This is a genomic window from Micromonospora sp. R311 (genome assembly GCF_056780015.1).
Window position 1 is genome coordinate 1 of the sequence record NZ_JBSWCE010000020.1, and the last position, 19,827, is coordinate 19,827.

General features: G+C 69.8%; 14 protein-coding genes. 10 read left to right on the forward strand and 4 right to left on the reverse strand.

Annotated features, from left to right (window positions below):
• The 5 genes from AC1WTP_RS18120 to AC1WTP_RS18140 form a co-directional block, all read left to right on the forward strand.
• Nucleotides 1-771, forward strand: a 771-nt coding sequence (locus tag AC1WTP_RS18120; RefSeq protein WP_481650443.1) for an IS3 family transposase, incomplete at its 5' end; no start/stop codon positions are given.
• Between the two features lie 24 nt (nucleotides 772-795).
• Complete coding sequence (locus tag AC1WTP_RS18125) at nucleotides 796-1,662, forward strand: hypothetical protein (RefSeq protein WP_481650444.1); 867 nt, start codon at nucleotides 796-798, stop codon at nucleotides 1,660-1,662.
• Entirely contained in the window at nucleotides 1,635-3,674 is a 2,040-nt protein-coding gene (locus tag AC1WTP_RS18130; RefSeq protein ID WP_481650445.1) for a hypothetical protein, read from the forward strand. Before AC1WTP_RS18125 ends, AC1WTP_RS18130 begins: the two co-directional genes overlap by 28 nt.
• Before the next feature lie 44 nt (nucleotides 3,675-3,718).
• On the forward strand, nucleotides 3,719-7,126 hold the full coding sequence (locus AC1WTP_RS18135) for a DEAD/DEAH box helicase family protein (RefSeq protein ID WP_481650446.1): 3,408 nt from the start codon (nucleotides 3,719-3,721) through the stop codon (nucleotides 7,124-7,126).
• A gap of 91 nt (nucleotides 7,127-7,217) precedes the next feature.
• On the forward strand, nucleotides 7,218-7,490 hold the full coding sequence (locus AC1WTP_RS18140) for a hypothetical protein (RefSeq protein ID WP_481650447.1): 273 nt from the start codon (nucleotides 7,218-7,220) through the stop codon (nucleotides 7,488-7,490).
• 377 nt (nucleotides 7,491-7,867) lie between these two features.
• On the opposite strand, the gene AC1WTP_RS18145 is transcribed toward AC1WTP_RS18140, so the two are convergent.
• Nucleotides 7,868-8,362 carry a hypothetical protein gene (locus AC1WTP_RS18145; protein ID WP_481650448.1) on the reverse strand — a complete coding sequence of 165 codons (495 nt, stop codon included), beginning with the start codon at nucleotides 8,360-8,362 and terminating at the stop codon, nucleotides 7,868-7,870.
• A gap of 764 nt (nucleotides 8,363-9,126) precedes the next feature.
• On the opposite strand from AC1WTP_RS18145, the gene AC1WTP_RS18150 reads away from it, so the two are divergent.
• A complete protein-coding gene (locus AC1WTP_RS18150) occupies nucleotides 9,127-9,507 on the forward strand; it encodes a hypothetical protein (RefSeq protein ID WP_481650449.1) in 381 nt (126 codons plus the stop codon).
• A 240-nt stretch (nucleotides 9,508-9,747) separates the two neighbouring features.
• Here the strand turns inward: AC1WTP_RS18150 and AC1WTP_RS18155 are convergent, their stop codons facing one another.
• Nucleotides 9,748-10,353: a TetR/AcrR family transcriptional regulator gene (locus AC1WTP_RS18155; RefSeq protein ID WP_481650450.1), complete on the reverse strand. Its 606-nt coding sequence runs from the start codon at nucleotides 10,351-10,353 to the stop codon at nucleotides 9,748-9,750.
• 79 nt (nucleotides 10,354-10,432) lie between these two features.
• On the opposite strand from AC1WTP_RS18155, the gene AC1WTP_RS18160 reads away from it, so the two are divergent.
• Complete coding sequence (locus AC1WTP_RS18160; RefSeq protein ID WP_481650451.1) at nucleotides 10,433-11,224, forward strand: alpha/beta fold hydrolase; 792 nt, start codon at nucleotides 10,433-10,435, stop codon at nucleotides 11,222-11,224.
• A gap of 216 nt (nucleotides 11,225-11,440) precedes the next feature.
• Here the strand turns inward: AC1WTP_RS18160 and AC1WTP_RS18165 are convergent, their stop codons facing one another.
• Nucleotides 11,441-14,122 (reverse strand): DUF6493 family protein, encoded by a 2,682-nt coding sequence (locus tag AC1WTP_RS18165; RefSeq protein WP_481650452.1) that lies wholly within the window; start codon nucleotides 14,120-14,122, stop codon nucleotides 11,441-11,443.
• A gap of 6 nt (nucleotides 14,123-14,128) precedes the next feature.
• A complete protein-coding gene (locus AC1WTP_RS18170) occupies nucleotides 14,129-15,457 on the reverse strand; it encodes an SWIM zinc finger family protein (RefSeq protein ID WP_481650453.1) in 1,329 nt (442 codons plus the stop codon).
• A 346-nt stretch (nucleotides 15,458-15,803) separates the two neighbouring features.
• Here AC1WTP_RS18170 and AC1WTP_RS18175 point away from each other — a divergent pair, with 346 nt between their 5' ends.
• The 3 genes from AC1WTP_RS18175 (at nucleotide 15,804) to AC1WTP_RS18185 (ending at nucleotide 19,699) form a co-directional block, all read left to right on the forward strand.
• Complete coding sequence (locus tag AC1WTP_RS18175; protein ID WP_481650454.1) at nucleotides 15,804-16,058, forward strand: hypothetical protein; 255 nt, start codon at nucleotides 15,804-15,806, stop codon at nucleotides 16,056-16,058.
• Nucleotides 16,059-16,529: 471 nt separating this feature from the next.
• Complete coding sequence (locus tag AC1WTP_RS18180; protein WP_481650455.1) at nucleotides 16,530-18,068, forward strand: FGGY-family carbohydrate kinase; 1,539 nt, start codon at nucleotides 16,530-16,532, stop codon at nucleotides 18,066-18,068.
• Nucleotides 18,065-19,699, forward strand: coding sequence for a fucose isomerase (locus AC1WTP_RS18185; RefSeq protein WP_481650456.1), 1,635 nt, complete (start codon nucleotides 18,065-18,067; stop codon nucleotides 19,697-19,699). Before AC1WTP_RS18180 ends, AC1WTP_RS18185 begins: the two co-directional genes overlap by 4 nt.
• Nucleotides 19,700-19,827 lie beyond the last annotated feature (128 nt).

A 19,827-nucleotide genomic window follows, 5' to 3' on the forward strand; every position in this document is an offset into this window, starting at 1 on the left:
GAGCTGACCGCGGTGATCGAGCGGATCCACGCGGAGAACTACGGCGTCTACGGGGCCCGCAAGATCTGGCACGAGCTGCACCGCCAGGATATCGAGGCGGCCCGGTGCACCGTCGAGCGGCTGATGCGCGAGTCCGGGCTACGCGGGCTGCTGCGCGACAAGTCGCCGCGCACGACTCGGCCAGCGGCCGAGACCAACCGGCCCGCTGACCTGGTGAAACGGGACTTCACCGCGGAACATCCGAACCAGCTGTGGGTCGCCGACCTGACCTACGTGCGCACGAGTGTGGGCTGGGTGTACGCCGCCTTCGTCCTCGACGTGTACTCCCGCATGATCGTCGGCTGGCAGGTGTCCACGAGTCTCTACACCGATCTGGCTCTCGACGCGCTGAAGATGGCGATCTGGCGTCGCGAAAATCAAGGCGCTGACCTGGGCGGACTGGTCCACCACTCCGACCGTGGAGTCCAATATCGAGCAATCCGCTACACCCAGCGGCTCGCCGAGGCCGGCGCCGTCGCCTCCGTCGGCTCCAAGGGCGACTCCTTCGACAACGCGATGGCCGAGGCGTTCAACTCCCTGTACAAGGCCGAACTCGTCCGGAACAAGGGCCCGTGGCGCGGGCTCGACGACCTGGAGATGGCCACCGTCGAGTACATCGACTGGTACAACAACCGCAGGCTGCACGGCGAACTCGGCCACGTCCCACCCGCCGAGTACGAGGCGCTACACGCGATGACCCACCCGGTCACCGCACCCCTGAAAACCAGCTAACCAACTCTCCATCAAACCCGGGGCTTGACAGCCCCGGCGCGTACGTCCGGCCTGGTCCTGCCGGGATCGCCCGCCCGGCTCACGCCCGAGGCGGCGGCCTTCGTGGATGCGACCTACCTGCCCGGGCTGGAGCAGGCGTGGGGTCGTGAGGCGCACGCCCTGCAGCGAGCACTCGGGCAGGAGCGGACGACGTTCGACCTGAGCCCGAACGGGCGGCGCGACGCGGTGGCGGCGGTGTTCAACACACCGCTCTCGACCGCCGAGATCGCCTTCTACCGGCACCACCTGGTCGAGGGCGGCCCACACGACCCGACCGGCGGCCGACAGCGTCGACTCGCCACTCTGATCGAGGCCCGGCCACCGGAGTCCAGCTGGCCTTCCCGGCCGTTCCTGACCCAGCTCGCCGAGGACGCCGGCGCGCGAGGCTGGGACGACATGGCCGACATGCTCTACCGCATCATCGCCTGCGAGTCGGCGCTCGCGCCGGCGTCGGCGCTCTTCGCCTGGCTGCTCGGACGCGACGGCGACCCTCTCGGCGACGTCGTGGCGGACCTGCGCGTCCGCTGGGGCGACCGGCTCGACTCGGTGCACCCGCAGGCGCCGTCCGTCCTGACCGACCCGGAGTGGCGGGAGATCGCCGGCACCCTTCGCGAGGGGGACTATCCACGGCTGGTCAGATCGTTGGCCCAGCGGAACGCGACCGTGATGCGGGAGCGCGGCGGCGCGCTCCCGTGGCTGGAGGTGACTGAGCAGGATCGGCTGCGGGTGCGGTTCCGGGACGAGCCCGTCGGTCTGCCTGACGCGGACGAGATCCGCGGCCTGTGGTGGTACCCGTACTTCCTTCCGTCCCTGGTGTCGGTGCTGTGGGCGGTCGGGGAGGGCGTGTCGTGAGCGAGCAGATTCCGAAGGCCGTCCTCACCGAGGCGCTGCGCCGACAAATCAACGGACGGCGGGTCCTGGCGGCGGTCTTCTGCACGTTCCGGTTCGAGCCCGGCTTCTTCGAGCAGGAGATCCTGCCAGTCCTGTTCGACCTGCAACTGCACCAGGACCCGACGATCCGGCGGCTGCAACTGGAAGACGGGCTGCGTTCGCTCGCCGGTAAGGTCGCTATCTACTACGACCCGCGTGCCCTCGCCGTCAGGGACGGCACGGTGGGGCTGGACGTTCGACGCATCCCCGTCCGGCCGCGCACCGGCTACTTCCACCCGAAGAACGCCCTCCTCCTCGTCCAGAACGACACGACGCTGGAGCGGGCGCTGGTGGTGCTCACCGCCTCGGCGAACCTCACCCAGGCGGGCTGGTGGGAGAACGTCGAGTGCTCGCATATCGAGGAGATCACTGAGGGTGACCGCTCACGGACCGCGCCGGACATGCGGCGATTCCTGCGCCACCTACGCACGCTGGCACAGACCTTCGGCCCGCAGGAGGCGTTGGAGGACGTCGACCAGTTCCTCAAGACGGTCCAGCCGATCGCTCACCGTACAGCCAACCACGTCCTGCACCCGCACTTCCTGTTCAACGGCCGCCGTGGCACCCGGTCCCTGGTCGACCATCTCGACGACATCGCCGGTGAGTGGCTGCGCGGCGCGAACCTCGAGGTGATCTCGCCGTACCTTGATGATGCGGACACGTCACCACCGCTCGCCGACCTGATCGACCGGTTCCAGCCGCGGCGTTGGCGAGTGCTGCTTCCCGAGGACCGCGGCGTGGCACGGTGTCGGAAGTCGCTCTACGACTGGGTACGCCAACGGAACGGCGAATGGGGCCGGTTGCCGAAGGCGGTCACCGCGCGCGGCGGACGGCAGGCGGCCGGAGCCTCGCCGTCCCAGCGGACCGTGCACGCAAAGGTCTACCGCTTCTTCACCAAGGACTGGGAACTCTCCCTCGTCGGGTCATTCAACCTGACCAAGCCCGCCCATCAGTCCGGTGGCAACGTGGAGTCCGGCGTGCTCGTGGAGACGACCGGCCAACACCAGCCCCGGTTCTGGCTGGACCTGGTCGAGGACCCGCCGCCATTCGCCCCGCCCGCCACCGAGCACGAAGACGTCGACCAGGACTACGTGGCGCTGCTGGTGCGCTACGACTGGGCCACCGGAGGTGCCGAGGTCCTGTGGGACGGCGCCGCCACCAGCCCTCGCCTGCAGGTGTACGCCCACGGTGTGCCGATCTTCACGACCGGCCCTCTCCCACCGGGCACCTGGACGATGGTGCCCGCCGATGACGCGGAGGCCCTACGAAAGCACCTACGCTCGACCGGCTTCCTGACCGTGGTCGACGGTGATCGACGCGGAATCGTCCTGGTTCACGAGACGGGTTTCGCTCATCGTCCGTCGGTGCTGCTCGATCTCACTCCGGCCGACATCCTGCGCTACTGGTCGATGCTCAATGCAGATCAGCGGGCCGCCTACCTGGCCCAGCGCGGAGAAGAGCTGCGTGGTCTCGAGGGTGTTGAGGCGCTGACCGCCACGGCCGCTGGCGGCACGACGGCGGAGACGATCTTCGACCGCTTCGCCGGAATGTTCCATGGCTTCGCGTCCCTGACCCGTACTGTGCGCGAGGCGCTGGAGGAGGATCGGGTAGAGGCGGCGCGTTTCCTGATGTTTGGGGCCAAGTACGACTCCGTGCCCGTACTCGTCGAGCGGGTCGTCAACGACACCGACGGTGACCCGGTGGACCGGTATCTCATGGTGCTCTGCGCCCAGCAACTCGCCGATCTGGTGCATCGAGAACACCCGGAATTCTGGGACAGCGATCCGGTCGGGGCCGTCCGACTGGAAGCGGCGCTCGCTGTCCGCCCCACCCTGCGGGCGGAGATCGCCGCCCGCAACGACGCGAATATGACGGATTTCCTCGACTGGTACGAGCCCCGGTTCCTGGGGACGGCGGCGGAGGTCCCCGCATGATGCTCACCGTTGAGACCGCTGCCCGGCTGCTGGACTTCGACCGGGTGATCGGCAACCCGCAGCGCGCCCACGATCAGCTGGAGGGCGCGGTCGGCGTCCACAACATCCTGCAGCGGTACGGGGTCGCCTACCTCGCGGACGAGGTCGGCATGGGCAAGACGTACGTAGCGCTCGGTGTGGTAGCCCTGCTGCGCCACTTCACGCCGGATCTGCGGGTGCTGGTGGTGGCGCCACGCGAGAACATCCAGCGCAAGTGGCAGCGGGAGCTGGGAGTCTTCACCGAGAACAACGTCCGGCTGGACGACCTGCGGGTACGCATGCCGGGAGGCCGGCCCGCCCGCCCACTCGTGCACTGCACGGACCTCATCGAGCTGTTGGAGGAGACGGCAGTCGGACCGGATCGCGACTTCTTCGTCCGCTTGCCGAGCTTCAGCCTGCCGATGCGGCAGGGCGATCAGCAGCGGAGCAGGTTCAGGGGCCGGCTCTGGGCGCAGGTCCCGTGGCTTCCGGCCGATCTGGTTGATCTACGGGCGAACGCAGACGTCATCAAGGACCGGCTCGCGCAGGCCATCAACGCCGCACTGCCGCACTTCGACCTGGTGATCGTGGACGAGGCGCACAACCTCAAGCACGGCTGTGGACCGCAGGCGTCGGCCCGCAACCGGGTGCTGGCGGCCGTCCTGGGCCGCGAACGCGAGGATGTCCAGCCGAGCTTGCGGAAGGCGTACCACCGTCGGGCCGGCAAGGTGCTCCTGCTCTCCGCGACGCCGGTCGACGACGACTACCGGCAACTCTGGAACCAACTCGACGTGTTCGGCATGGCCGCACCCTTCGACGTGTTGCGCGACCCGGACGTCAGCGAGGAGCAGAAGCGGGCGGCAGCCGGTCGATTCCTGATCCGTCGGGTGACCTCGTTGCAGGTCAGCGGTGAGCAGCTGACCAAGAACCTCTACCGACGGGAGTGGCGTCAGGGCGGCGTCGAGATCCACGACGAGCCGATCCGGATCACCGACGACCGGCAGCGCCTCACCGTGGCGCTGGTGCAGAAGAAGGTCAGCGAGCTGCTCGACCACGAGCGGTTCGGCAGCCGCTTCCAGGTCGGCATGCTTGCCTCCTTCGAGTCGTTCCTGCAGACCAGCGGGGTCAAGAAGGATATGCCAGAAGAGGTCACCGACGAGACGGTCGAGGCGAACTTCGACGGCGCCGAGCAGGCTACCGATACCGCCGAACGACAGGGCATCGACGTCCCGATGCTCGACGACCTGGCGCGTGAGCATGTCGAGCGGTTCGGCCGTGAGCTGCCGCATCCGAAGATGGACGCTTTGGTGCGTACCCTGGCGACCTCCTGGCGCGACGGCCGCAAGGGACTCGTCTTCGTCCGCCGCGTGGCCTCGGTTGCTGAGCTCAAGCGCAAGCTCGACGACGAATACAACGACTGGCTGGTGGGACGACTGCGTGAGCGGCTCGACGCCCGGCACCGGGAGCTGTTGGGCAGAGCAATCGCGGAGTTCACCGCTCAGCGGTCCCGGCACGGGGCGCCCTCGCCGCTGTCGGCCGAGCAGGTCAGGGAGGATGAGGACGCCGGCGGCGAGGACACCTTCTTCGCCTGGTTCTTCCGCGGCAAGGGACCCAGTGGCATCGTCAGTGGGGCCACCATCCAGGAGCGCTTCCGCAACCTGAGCAGCCCACTCGGTGTCTTCTTTGACGACAACCACGTCATGGCGCTGCTTGATACGACTCCTGGGCAGGTGATGGATGCGCTGTCGAACGTGCTGGGCGAGGAGCGGGACAAGGTCGATCGGCTGATCCGGGAGTATTCGCGCCACTACCTGACCGAGGCGAAGCAGACGACCCGCGGCGCCCGCTTCGACGCCGCCCAGGGTGCGGCCCTGGAACTGCTGACCGAGACCGCCGGGCCACTCCGGGATCATGCCGAGGTCATCTGGCGTGAGCTGTACCGCCCGGAGAAGCGGGGGGTTGCCGTCTCGGCGGAGGCCGAACCAGATCTACTGGAAACCCGCACCTTCTTCACCGAGCTTCGCCGCCGGCAGGGGCTCCGAGACGTCCTCTGGCCACGACGCGCCGGCGGCCTGGATGTTGTCCGGTCTTTCCGCGAGCAGTACGTCCGGGCGCAGCTGCTCTCGGCGGCGGCTCGGCTTGGGCATCCCTTCCTCGATCTGTACGCCGTGGTCACCGACCACCTGCCGTCGCTGAACCCCTCGGCGGCGATCGACCCCTCCGGTGACCTCATCACTGCGTACCTCGACGAACTCCAACGCCAAGCCGACGCCTCACCAGGCAGCCGCGGCTGGTCGGCGTACGACGAACTGGCGACCCTGGCGGAGCACTACGACCTCGTGCTCGACACGAACCTGCCCGAGGTGCGACGGGCCGAGTTGCGTGAGGTGCCTGCACGGGTCGGCCGGCTCTTCACCGCACAACAACCCATGGTCGGGATGGCCGGGCGGGTCAACCCCCGTCACGTGCAGCAGTTCCGCCTGCCCGGATATCCGCTGGTGCTGATCTGCACCGACCTGCTGCAGGAGGGCGAGGACCTGCACAGCTTCTGCTCGCGTGTCTACCACTACGGCCTCGCCTGGACGCCCTCCGCCATGGAGCAGCGGATCGGACGGATCGACCGCGTGCGGTCGGAGAGCGAACGCCGGTTGACGACGATCAGCGGCACCGCCAGAGGCGAAGACCTGCTCCAAGTCCACTATCCGCACCTGGCAGACACGGTGGAACGGCTACAGGTACGCCGGGTCGTACGAAGGATGGACGACTTCCTGCGGTTGATGCACGAGGGGTTGAGCGTGCCCCCTAATGGGGACGGCCACCTCGACGTCCGCCGGGAGGCGTTGGTCAACGAGGACATGCCGGTGGCGCCGGGCGAGCCGCTGCGTACCTCGTTTCCGGTACGTGAGGAACACCTGGTTGGCCAGAGCCGACCGCTGGCGGTGGACGAATCGCTCGCTCGGCAGCAGATCGACCGATTCAACGAACTGAAGGCGACTGGTCTCACCGGTGTCGCCATCGATTGGGAACGAAACCAGCCAGGCAACGGCACGCTTCTCGGCACCGCGGTGCTGACAAGCGGACGGCAACAGCCGTTCAGCCTGCAGCTTGATCGGGAGTCGGAACATCTAATCGTCCGCTGCGTCAGCCCGATTGGCCGGATAGACCGTGAGGAAAAGTGGAGCGAGTTCAAGGAGTGGACCGCCGGGAACCCGGTGCGGGTCGGGGTGGTTGAAACGCGGGGCGGTAGCTACGACGTCACCGTCGAAGAGGATGTCCTGCTCACCGATCCACAGCAGGACCAGACACGGGTCGGCGCCCTGGTCCGTCGGGTAACCGGTCTGGCCGACGACATCGAGCGGCTGCACCTGAAAGGCGACCGGCCGCTGAAGGAGTTCAGAGCGGAGTTGGAGCGGGATGTTCGGCACACGCGATGATTGGCAGCGCCTCTGCGAAGCTGCCGACATGCGTACCACGAGGCAACAGATTGTTGTCCGGTTCGCCAACGGTCGCTCGCACACTGTAGGAGTGAAGGATGAGGGGGACAGTTACCTCCTGACAGCGGTAGTCGCCGACGCCGATGTGGTCGGGCAGTGGGACGACATCGAGTTTGAGGCGTGGCAGAAGAACCGGCACAGCAGGTTGGTCGGCTTCCGCGTTGACGACGAAGGACGAATGCTCGCGCAGGGATGGACGCCGAAGGTGGGACTCGGCCCTGCGGCCTTCCAAGCTGTCGTTCGGTCCGTTGCTAGAGAGGCGGATCGCTACGAGTTCCACCTCACAGGGGCGGATAGGCAGTAAGCGCCGCCGACCCGGTGCGGCACTGCGGCGTCGAGCCTGCTGGGTCCGCACACACGCGCTGGCCGATCAACATCGGCGACCTGCTTATCGATGGGATCGCGGCCGGCAGCACCGCGGCCGAGCGGCAGTCGCGCGGACGATCATGGTGGTGGACCGCGGTCGACAAGCTCAGCCGAGGCAGGCAAGCCGGGCAGCTGAGCGCTGCGCTCATAATCACCCAGAACGGGAACAGCACGGACAGGCCGCTGTGCCTGGTCGCTGCCTACGACCTTCCCGTGCTGACCGCAGCCTTCGCCATCACCTGAGTCCTCCGGTTCCTTCGGACTCCAACGGCTGCGCCGCCGAACCAGCGACGCCGCCGGTGAAGGAGCAGACTGTCAGCCGAGCGGGCTGAAGCTGCGGCCGTCGAGCACGTTGATGAGTTCGTCGTCGCGGGTGACCTCGTAGCCGCGCTCGCGCAGCTCCGCCACCAGCTCGCCCTCGCGGTCGACCGGAATTTCCAGGTAGTCCCCGTTGAGCGCGGTGAACCGGCGCTCGCCGAACTGGTCCTGCAGGTCCTCGGGGAGCAGCTCGAAGGCCCGCTCCGTGACCATCGGAGGCCAGTCCCCCTCGGCGACCGAGTTCAGCTCGTTGATCTCGAAGGGCTCGTTGTCGGCGGGATCCTCGTCCGGGAAATCTTCATCCGCGGCGGCAGGATTCGACAAGTGGGTCATCCGGACCTGGCGGGCCTCTCCCCAGGTACGGGCGGCGACGAGCGCCTTGATCTCCTCAGCCTCCTCGGCAGCGGTGTTCGCGTCGGCGAAGGCGAGGCAGTCGTGCAGCTGCGCGTGGCCATAGACCAGGCGGCGGGTGGTCGGGTGGTGCGTCGTCATGGCGCACATCGTGCCGTGCAGGTACGACATCCAAGATCAGGTGTTGATGTGCAGACCGGAAGCGGGATTGGCCATTTCCTCAGACCGGACGGGCCAAAGTTGATCACGAAGGGCTGACGCTGACCTGCGGAAGGGGCAAGCGATCTTGTCGGTCGGGTTAGCCCGCTCGGCGTGGTGCCACCATCCGGCTGGCGCGGAACAGGCGCCAGTGGCTCCGCTACGACCCGGTGGTCTACCTCAGCGACCTGTCCGACGCGCAACGCGCAAACACGGCCACCATTACCGGCCGTCGGACGCTGCGCACCGCGTTGGCCGACGCCGGGGTGCTGCTAAGGGAAGGCGCCGAAGGACTCCTGCCGTCGACTTGGATGCCCGGGCCACGGACGAGAGGTTCCCGGCCGGCGGCAGCGCTGCCGGGCCGGCGGCGCTGCTGCTCGACACCGTCCTCGCCGCCCGCCGTGACCCGGTCGACGACGAGCAGCTCGTCGGGCAGCTCGCCACCCGGTTCGCGGCCGTGCCGCAGTGGGCGCGGAACTGTCGTACCTGGGTGGACTCGCCTGCGAAGGTGTCGAGCTCGCGGAGCTCCCGCACAGCGCACTGCCCGATGTACTCGGACCCGCCAGCGATGTGGTCACAGATCTCCGACCTCCTCGTCTGGGTGGGCAGCCTCGTTGAGTCGGGACTCGTACCTCCATCCTCGAGTTGATCCCGCCGCTGGGCTGCCGTCGGGTGACGACCTTGCATCCGCGGCATAGTCTCCAGCAGTGGACACACCAGGCCTGACACCCCGCGTGCTCGTGATCGGGCTCGATCCGTACCGGGTGCCCGGGCCTTGGGACCCCAAGCCGGTAGCCGACGGCATCGACGCCGGGCGGACCCGCTTCGCCGAACACGGCGTGAGGGCCGAGTTCTGCTTGTTCGGTCTCGACGGCAGCGACGACATAGCGGCGGTCGTCACCGCCGCTCTTTGCGCGCAGGCTTGGGAGTGCGTCGTCATTGGTGGCGGTGTCCGCAATCAGCTGGAGCTGTTCGAACGCGTGGTCAACCTGGTGCGTCGGCATGCTCCCGACGCGGCGATTGCCTTCAGCACCTCCCCGGCGGACACCTTCGAGGCAGCCGCCCGCTGGGTGGAGATTCCCGAATGACCGCCCTGCCGGCCGGGCGGCCGCCCTGAACCGCCGTCTTCGCTGACGCAGAAAGAAGGGGCGTGGCCGGTTTAGCCGGATGAGTCTCGCGGTGAAGTCGCGGACCTTGCCACGACCCGCAATCACGGCGCCGGTCGCGCCCTTTGACGTCGGGACGCGCGCGGAGCACCAGGAGCCACCGGTTGATCGCCACGGCGACAGGCCGGACCTCCTTGTATCCCTCGCAAGACGCGTGCCAGGTCAGAGCGGGCCGGGCGGCCATGCCCGCATCGCCTCGTCAACGACGTCGAGCAGCTGCGCGCGTGGGGCGCCGGCGTTCGACATGGCCGAGAGGCCGTGCCAGACGCACTGGACGTACGCGGTCAGGGCCGCGACGGACGTCGACCGGGGCAACTCGCCCGCCCGGACCGCCTGCTCGATCCGCTCGCGCAGCGCGTCGGCGTCGGCCTGTTGGAGCCTGGCGACCGTCTGGCGTACGTCGATGGTGTCCCGTCCGCCGATCATCGCGGCGCTGGTCGTCAGGCACCCGGCCGGTTCGTCTTCAGCGGTGAAGGCCTCGGCGGACCTGCGCAGAATTCGCTCCACCGCAGCCCGCGCGGTCTGCTCCTCGGCGATCGCCGAGAGGTAGATGTCGCGGTAGCGGCGCGCGTAGGTCATCACCGCCTCCTCGAACAGCTGCCGCTTGCTGCCGAAGGCGGCGTACAGGCTCGAGGGCGAGATCCGCATGGCCTCGGTGAGTTCCGTGAGGGAGGTCGCGTCGTAGCCCTGAGTCCAGAAGAGCCGGGTGGCCTCCTCCAGTGCGGTGTCGCGGTCGAACCCGCGCGGGCGGCCCAGGGGCGGAGTCACCCCCTCATTCTAGAGCGACCACTCCAGAACTGCTACAGTCCCCATTACTGGAACGCTCACTACAGAAAGGGTGACCGTCGTGACATGGAGCGTGGCGGTTGACGGCGGGCAGGTCGCGGTCCTCGGGGAGGCGTCACCGCACGGAACCCTGGTCGTCGTCCCGGGTGTCATGAGCGATGCACAGGACTGGAATGCCTTCGTACAGGCACTTTCTGGCCGCCCCGCGGTGGTGGTCAATCGCCGGGGGCGCGCACCGAGCACCCCGCAGGGCGAGAGATACACCGTCGAGGTGGAGGTCGCGGATCTTCACGCCGTGCTCGACGCGATCCCCGGCCCGAAGGACCTTCTCGGCTGGAGCTACGGCGGGCTCATCGCCTCGGAGGCCGCCACCCAACGCAAGGACGTGCGGTCGCTCGTGCTCTACGAGCCCGTCTCGGGCCCCTTCGCCGAGCACGTCAGCCCGGCTGTCCGCGATGCCGCGCAGGACGCCGACCTCGACCGGCTGGTCGAGATCGTCAACATCCAGATCGCCGGCTACGACCACGACCGTGTCCGTTCACTGCGCGAGTCCCCGGTCTGGGCCCACCTGCGGCTCCTGGCGCGGGCGCTGCCCGCCGAGCATGCCGCTCTGAACGCGTTCACGCCCCAATACGAGCGCTACCGGGCGCTGCGGATCCCCGTCGACATCCTCGCCGGCACACTCAGCGCGGCCGCCGGTGGTCCCTACGCCGAAGCCGTCGACCGGTTCGTCTCCGCCATGCCCCAGGCGCACCTGACCTGGATGGAGGGGCTCAGCCACCTCGCCCATGTCGAGGCACCCGCCGTTCTCGCGGCACACCTGCGCGAGATATACGAACGCGGCGGGCGGTGAACCCGGGCTCGATGGACTCGAAAGGATCCAGGCCGTACCAGGCAAGCATGAGGTACGCGGTCGCGCGCACCGCCGACGACACGCTCCTGCTCTCAGCAGGTGAGTGTCGCCGGCGATGCGTTCCGGCTCGCGCCAGGGCGCGCCTTCCCCTATGGAACTAATAGGGCCCCGTGAGCGGCGGTGACCGGACTGCTGATGTTCGTGCTGCCACAGCGGTCACGCGCCGGCGGTGCGGGCGGTGAGCCGTCGGGCGGCGTCGGTGAGGCGGTTCCGCCGGGGATCGGCGGCGAGCGCGGCTACGCCCGGCAGGTCGACCGGACGGTCGCCCGGTGCGGCGTCGGCAGCGAGGGTGACCAGGTCGGCCAGGCCCGGCCGAGCCCCGGCGGGCAGCAGCATCGGCAGCGCCGCCGACGTCACCTGCCAGACCGCCTCACGGGCACCGGCCCTGAGCACCTCGGTCAGCGGCTGGACGACCCGCTGCAGCACGATCCGACCGGCGGCGGCGAGGGCACCGATCTCCGCCCCGATCCCGGCGCTGTCCCAGTCCGGCCGGGCGGCGAGGGCGATGAGCGCGTCTCCGGCCGCCAGCCGTACGGGTTGCCGGTGGTTGGCGAGCGCGTACGCCATGGTCGACCACATCGCCGGGCCGGGCGGGCCGTCGGCGGCCGCGAGACCGGTGAGCAGCCCGGTGCCGATGGTGCCCCGCTCCACCGCCGCGGCCACGAACGGCTGGAGGTGCGCGGCCATGACCTCCCGGTGCGACGGCGCGATCATCGGCCACAGCGCCAGGCCCCCGGTCCACCGGCTGTAGTTGATCCGCTGGACCGCGTCGAGCGGCTCGGCGAGTTCCGGCGGCAGCCCGGCCGGGTCCAGCATCGCGATCCGCCGGCCGGACCGGTACGGCTGGTGGCCGACCTCCTCCACCCAGGTGCGCGGCTCGACCCGGGCGGTCAGCGCCGCGGCGAACCGGCGCCCGCCGGGGGAGAGGAGACGCCTCGCGCCGGCGTGGACGACCTCGTCCACCTCGCGCGGCAGCCGCAGGATGGCCTGCGTCAGGTCGGCGTGGCCCGGCTGCCAGCCGTCGTCTTCGGCCTTGCGCAGCAGGTTGAGCAACCGAGCGGGATCGACGTGCCCGGCGACGGTGGCCGGCGTGGCCAACAGCGCCGGCGGCGGCTCCTTGAGTAGCCGTTCGGCGAGTTCGGTGACCCGGCTTTCCAGGAATCGCGTCACCGGATGCGGCTGCGCCACCCGGTACGGCGTCTCAACCGACACGTAGCTGCCGGCGGCGGCGGCGACCACGGCCGGCCACGGTCCGGTCCACTGCGGGACCATCGGCTTCAGCACCCGCTCGGCGGCGGCGCGGTCGCCCCGCGCCACCCGCACCAGCCCGTCGAGCAGCAGCTCGTACCGGACGGGATCGTCGTTGCCCTTGCGGAACACGATCGCCAACTCGCCGGCGAGCCCGCCGAGATCCAACGGCGGTGGCATCGCCGCCGGCGGCTCCGCGACGCGTGCGGGAACGGCGACGGGTGCGGGCGGCGCGGCGCCGAGCAGCCCGGCCAGCCGGTGCGCGACCGCGCCGTCGAGCGCCGGCAGCTCGTCGCGCAGCCGGTTCCGGGAGTCCGCCGACAGCGCCGGCAGCCCTCGCTCGATCAGGTCGAGGGTGCCCTCGGCGAGTTCGGGCACAGGATGGAACAGCCCGACCACCAGCCCGTCCAGCAACTGCTCGACCGGAAGCGTCCGTAACCATTTCAAATGTGCCCGCACCAGCGTCTTCTCCTGGCGGGCCAGCATGCTCTGGGTGATCTCCAGGAGGGCGGCCGGATCCAGCGCGGACACCCGGTGCAGGCCGCGCAGCCCGGCGTACGCGAGGTTCGCGACCGTCGACATCGGTGCGGTCAGCAGGCCGATCAGCTCCTGCCGGTGCCCGGCCAACTCGTCGAGGGTCGGTGCCAGCTGCCTGAGCAGGTCGAGGTACGGCTGGAGCAGCCCCTTCCGCCCGCCGGCCCGCAACCGACGCAGGCACCCCGCGATGAGCACCCGCCGGTCGATCCGGCCGCTGGCGGCCAGCTCGAGCAGGGCCGGAGGCCAGTCCCGGCCGGCGACGCCGGTTACGAAGGCGGCGGCCACCCGGTTGTCGTCGAAGAGGTACGGCACCACGTGGTCGAGCCACGGATCGGCGGCCAGGACAGCGGCCAGGGAGGAGCTGCCACGCCACATCGCCACGTACTGCGCCACGGCCGCGGGCGGGTCCGGCGGCCCGGCACCCACGGCCCGCATGAGCGCCTCGGTGAACGGCCAGTGAGCGGCCGCTTGGATTCGCGAGCCGGACCGGCGCAGCAGGTGCCGGGCCAGGCTGGCACCCCAGTCGGCGCCGCGCACGCGGAGCAGGCCGGGCACCATCTCGGCTGACACCCGCAGCGACGGGCCCGCGGACCACGGCCGGTGCAACCGCTTCACGGCGTCAGCGACGGTGGGAGTGCACGCGAGCACGGCCATGGCGAGGACCGCGTGGCGGCGCTCGTTCAGCTCTCTGGCCTCGTGCGTGGCCCGCCACTCCAGTCGCTGCTTCTCGAAGCCGAGCTGGCGTTCCTGCCGCTGCGACCGCTGGCGCGCCATGAGCGCCCGGATCCCGGCGAGGTCGCGGGGAATCTCCTCCCCGGGAGCGGTCATGAACACGAAACCGAAGGAGCCCGACGTGGGCAACTCCGGCTCCGGCTCGGGCTCGGGCGGGGGCAGCACGACCGGCTTCGGCTCGGCACGGGTCGGCGTGTGCGCCTCCAGCGCCGGCAGCAGGGTGGCCCGCCCTCCGGCGTCCAGCCCCGCGAGCGTCTCCCCGAGCGCGTCGACGTCGGCCTCGTCGATCCGCGCGCACACCTCGGGCCATACGTCACGCACCGCGCGTCACCCCCTTCTCCTCGTTGAACATCGCTGCCACGACGTGCTTGCACGGCCCGCGCAAGCCCTGATGCTCGGCCCACCAGGTGCAGGTGCAGGCGTACCCGGCGCCGCGTCGGTGCACGAGATAGGTCGAACCGCCGGAGGTGACCTCCACGCCTGCGGCGGTCGGCACCACCCCGCCCGCCGCCCCCAGCGCCCGCGCCGCCGCCAGTCGCGGATGCAGCGCGGCCACCAGATCGGCCCGGTAGGGCAGCGGACGGTGGAACGACGACGCCGCCGCGATGTCGTAGCCTGGCCCGCCGTAGCGAGCGCGGCGAGGGCGGAGGTGGCCCGCGTACCGTCCCAGCCCATCCGTTCGGCGACCGACGACCGGTCGACGACCGGGTCGGTGACCAGCAGCGCGCTCAACGCGTCGGCGTCGGTGTCGGCGGACCCGGCTCCGAGATCGGCCAGCAGTTGACCGTCCCCGGCGAAGCCGTGCTGCACGGCGGTCGACAGCAGCAGCGTGAACCGGGCCGTGCCGAAGTCGAGCACCCAGCCGCTCACCTGGGCCGGCGCGCCGCTGACCGGCGGGGCGTAGAGGGTGACGGCGCGCGCGAGGGGAAGCAGCGGACGGAGCACCGACAGGCGGTATCCGTCCGCCACGCAGATCGCGCCGCGATCCGGCCGGCTCGTGGAGCGCCACCCGGTCGCGGCCGGCATCAACCAACGCGTCCGCCGGCCGGCACGCGCCGAAACCTCGGCCAGCAGCGCGACCGCGCGTCCCGGACGGAGCTCCAACCGCGGGTCCATCGGCAGCGCGTGCGCCGACACCTCGGCCAACCCGCGCAGCCACCGTTCCGGCAGGGGCACCCGCTTCTCGACGACGCGCCCGTCGAGCGTCGACACGGCGAGCTCGTCCTCGCCGACCGCCAGGCGCAACGGGTCCCCGGCCCCGACGCGGGTCAGGGCGGTGTACAGCTCGGGGTTGATGTCCACGTTGGTCACACCCTGACCCACCGGTGCGCCGTCCAGTTCGCCGGCGGCCAGGTCCAGGCGCCCGTACACTCCGCCGCAGGCCGACAGCGCCTCGAACCGCAGCCGTTCGCCGTCGCCGGTGACCACCGGATCTCGCCCTCCCGGACTACGCACCGGCCGGAAGTCGGCAGCCGCGATATCGGCCAGTGTCAGCAGCCCGCCAGCCACCACCCGGGGCGTACGCACGAAACCGGCGAAGAAGGTCTGCTCGTCGACCCGGTCCGGCGCCGACGTCGCAAGGGCGACGGTGTCACCGACCACGCCCGACGCGTGCCGGTAGATCCTGGTGTCCACCACGGACGGGTTCGCGTTCAATGCTCGGTCCTTCCTGGGATCCCGCTGCGCGGTGTCCGGGAATGGTGCCTGCGCCACGCAGGCTGCGCTGTCCTCGACGTCCATCCACAACGGATCGCCGGTGACCCTGGCTCCCGACGTGAGCGATACGCGGCAGCTAACCCGACCCGTACGACACTTCCTCGGCTTCCACGCCGCTCCGGTTCGATCCACCCGTCCGGGCTGGAGCGCGTTGGCGCGTCCGCTTCTGATGCTGGTCGCTGCCGACACAGCGTGCCCGGATCGGGTGAGGAAGGCGGGATCAGAGGTGGCGATCACCGCGAGACTTCGAAGTTAGGCGATTCGGCTCCTGTCGAGACCATGGCGGATGACCGAGACTGACGCGATGTCGGAAGATAGCGGAGAAGCGCCACGCACCCAGGTAGCAGTCGCCACTCTGCTCATCGTCGCCGGCACGCTCGTCCTCTTCGTTCCCGCCGGCCACGAGGGCCGAGTCCTCGTGGCGGTCAGCGAAGGCCACGGACTGTCCGCCGTGGACGGGGCCGGCGCGGCACTGTTGGCGTTGGGCGGCACCTGGCTGGAAGTGCTCGTGGTGCGTCTGATGCGCCACGCTCGATGGTGACCACAGCCACGGTCGCGATTGGACCGCAGATGGCCGATGCCGATGGGGTGGCCAGCTCGTTGGGTGGCGTATTAGCGACGAATTGGCCGCCCAGATGAGGCCCGATTCCGGTCGCTGGACCGGAACCGACGTCCCAGCTGCAGCGAAAACGAGGACTGCGGATGCGGCCGCCGGCAGGAGCCCGTGGTATCGGTCGGCGGACGGAGTGGGTTAACGATTTCCCGCTGGTACCACACCCCGGCAGCCGTGGAGGTGGGTGTTGCGGGCGTACCGCCAGCGCGATGCGGTGCTGCCCAGGGCTAGAAGATGCGTCTTCCGCCTGGACCGCTCCACTGCTTGACGGCCTCTCCTAGGGCGTTGGGGCGATGTGACGACGGGTTCGGGGCGGATGTCGGCGATGTCAGCGACGGCGGAGCAAGGCTTACGCGGATCGCTCTTGATTCGGAAATCGATTGCTGGAACAGTGGCGCCATGAAGGTTGCGGCCGTCCTCGGCGTCGATATCGGCACATCGAGCAGCAAGGGTGTCCTGGTCGACGCCGACGGCCGCGTCATCCGCTCGGCCGTCCGGGCACACGGGGTAAGCCGACCGCGGCCCGGTTGGGTCGAGATGGACGGTGACGTCTGGTGGCAGGAGTTCGTCTCCCTTAGCCGGGAATTGCTGGCGTCCGGCGACGTCGAGGTCACCGCCGTGGGGGTGAGCGGCATGGGTCCCTGCGTGCTGCTCACCGACGATGCGGGCACCCCGCTGCGTCCGGCCATCCTGTATGGCGTTGACACCCGCTCGACCCGCCAGATCGCCCGTCTCACCGAGCGATTCGGCGAGGACGAGATCCTGCGCCGGTGCGGCTCGGCCCTGTCCAGCCAGGCCGCTGGCGCGAAGGTGGCCTGGGTGGCCGACAACGAACCGGAACTCTTTCAACGGGCCCGCCGGCTGTTCATGCCCAGCTCGTGGCTGGCCTTCAAGCTCACCGACCGGTACGTGCTCGACCAGCACTCGGCGAGCCAGTGCACGCCGCTCTACGACACCGACACCCAGGACTGGTACCTGCCCTGGGCCGCCGAGATCGCGCCGGATCTGGTGCTGCCTCCACTGCGCTGGCCCGGTGACCTGGCCGGGCACGTCACCCCGGCGGCGGCCGCGGTCACCGGTCTGCCGCCGGGCACTCCGGTGATCACGGGAACCATCGACGCGTGGTCGGAGGCGGTCAGCGTCGGCGCCCAGGGCGTGGGCGATCTCATGCTGATGTACGGCACCACCATGTTCCTGGTCCACACGGTCTCGGCGCGCCTCACCAACCCGTCGCTGTGGGGGACGGTCGGTGCCCTGCCGGGCACCCGCAACCTCGCCGGTGGCCTGGCGACGTCCGGGGCGATCACGGCGTGGCTGCGCGAGCTGTTCGGCTCACCGGAGTATCCCGAGTTGCTCCGGCTGGCCGAGGCGGCCGGCCCCGGCGCCAGAGGGCTGCTCATGCTGCCGTACTTCGCCGGCGAGCGCACCCCCATCCTGGACCCGGAGGCCCGGGGCATCATCGCCGGCCTCACCGTCTCGCACACCCGCGGCGACCTGTACCGCGCCGCGCTTGAGGCGACCGGACTCGGGGTACGGCACAACCTCGAGGCCATCGAGGCGAGCGGCGGTGACATCCGGCGCGTCGTCGCGGTCGGCGGTGGCACGCAGGGCGGACTCTGGACGCAGATCGTCTCCGACATCACCGGGCGGGCCCAGGTGATCCCGTCGCAGGCCATCGGCGCCAGCTACGGCGCCGCCTTCCTGGCCGCGCAGACGGGGTGGAGCGTCTCGATCGACGTCTGGAATCCCGTCAAGGAGATCCGAGAGCCCCGCGTCGAGCTCGCCGCCGACTACGACGAGCTCTACGGGCTGTACCGCGAGCTGTACACGAGTTCCAAGCGGGTCGCTCACGCGCTCGCTGCACGTCAGGTCCGTTCCCTGGCCGCCACCCACCCGGCTGCCAGTGCAGAGCCACGTACCGAAGGAGTCGCCCCATGACCAGTTATGCGCTGCCCGTGCTGGCTGACCCGCCGTCGGCGGCACCCGGCACCGTCTACACGGTTGCCAGCGGCGATCTCCGTCTCAGCGCGAACGTCACCTGCTGGCCCACTCAGCAGCAGCTGGAGGTCGACCTCGCTACGGCGGTCAACGCGCTCGGCTGGAAGGTGGAGCGCGGTCACGCGCTCGACCCGGACAAGGGCCACGGCTTCATCGACAGCCAGCGAGCCGGCATCGAGGTCTTCAAGACGATCCCCCTGGACGCCCCGCTCATCGTGGTCGAGGCCGTCTGGCAGTACAGCCACCACGTACTGGCCGGGTTGCGCAGCCACCGCGGCCCGATCCTCATCGTGGCGAACTGGAGCGGCGAGTTCCCCGGCTTGGTTGGCCTGCTCAACCTCACCGCGAGCCTCACCAAGGCCGGCGTGAGGCACTCCGCGCTGTGGAGTAGGGACTTCACCGACGAGTGGGCCGTCAACGGGCTCAGGACATGGCTCGAGACGGGCGAACTGCGTCACGACACCAGCCACGTCCGCGACCTGCCCACCTTGCCGGACGACCCGGAGGTCGAACTCGGCCGGACGCTCGCCGCCCAACTCGCGTCGGAGAAGGCCATCATCGGCGTCTTCGACGAGGGTTGCATGGGCATGTACAACGCGATCTTCGACGACGAGCTGATCAACCCACTCGGAATCTACAAGGAGCGGCTGTCCCAGAGCGCTCTCGTCGCGGAGATGGCCCGGGTACCCGACGAGGAAGCCCATGCCGTCCGCCGCTGGCTGGACGACGCCGGCTTGACTTTCCACACCGGCACCGACGACGCCACCGAACTCACCGAGGCGCAACTGCTCAGCCAGTTCAAGATGTACATCGCCGCCCTGCGCATCGCCGACGACTACGGCCTGGACGCGGTCGGCATCCAGTACCAGCAGGGCCTCAAGGACACCGTTCCCGCCAGTGACCTCGCCGAGGGGCTGCTGAACAACGTCGAACGGCCACCGGTGCGCAGCCGCGACGGCAGCCGGGAACTGTACGCGGGAACGCCGCTGCCGCATTTCAATGAGGTCGACGAGGGGGTGGCGGTCGACTCGCTCGTCACCAACCGCATCTGGACCGCCATGGGCCTCGACCCCGCCACCACCCTGCACGACATCCGGTGGGGAGAACAGTACGGAGACGACTTCGTCTGGGTGTTCGAAATTTCCGGATCTGTGCCGGCGTCCCACAACGGCGGCTACGACAAGTCGTACAGCATGCGCCAACCGCCGATGTTCTTCCCGCTGGGTGGCGGCACCTTGAGCGGGGTGTCCAAGCCGGGGGAGATTGTCTGGTCACGGGTGTTCATCATGCAGGGCGGGCTGCACGTGGACCTGGGCCGCGCCACCGTCGTCGAGCTACCCGCCGAGGAAACCCAGCGCCGGTTGAACGCCACGAATCCGCAGTGGCCGATCATGCACGCCGTGCTGCACGGGGTCGACCGTAACCAGCTGATGGCGCGTCACAAGGCCAACCACGTGAACGTCGCCTACGCCCCGGATACCGCGACCGCCGACAGGGCGCTGCGGGTGAAGGCCGCGATGTTCGCCGAACTGGGCGTCCGGGTGCACCTCTGCGGAGAGGTCAACCTGTAGTCGCGCCGCGCCCCCGGCGCGGGACGACGTGCTCCCGGGGGGATGGCCGGGGAGCCCCGACAGGTGGCGGGCTCCCCGGCCGCCAACGGCCCCGGCCGCGGGCTACCTGACCGGGTGGCGGCGACCCC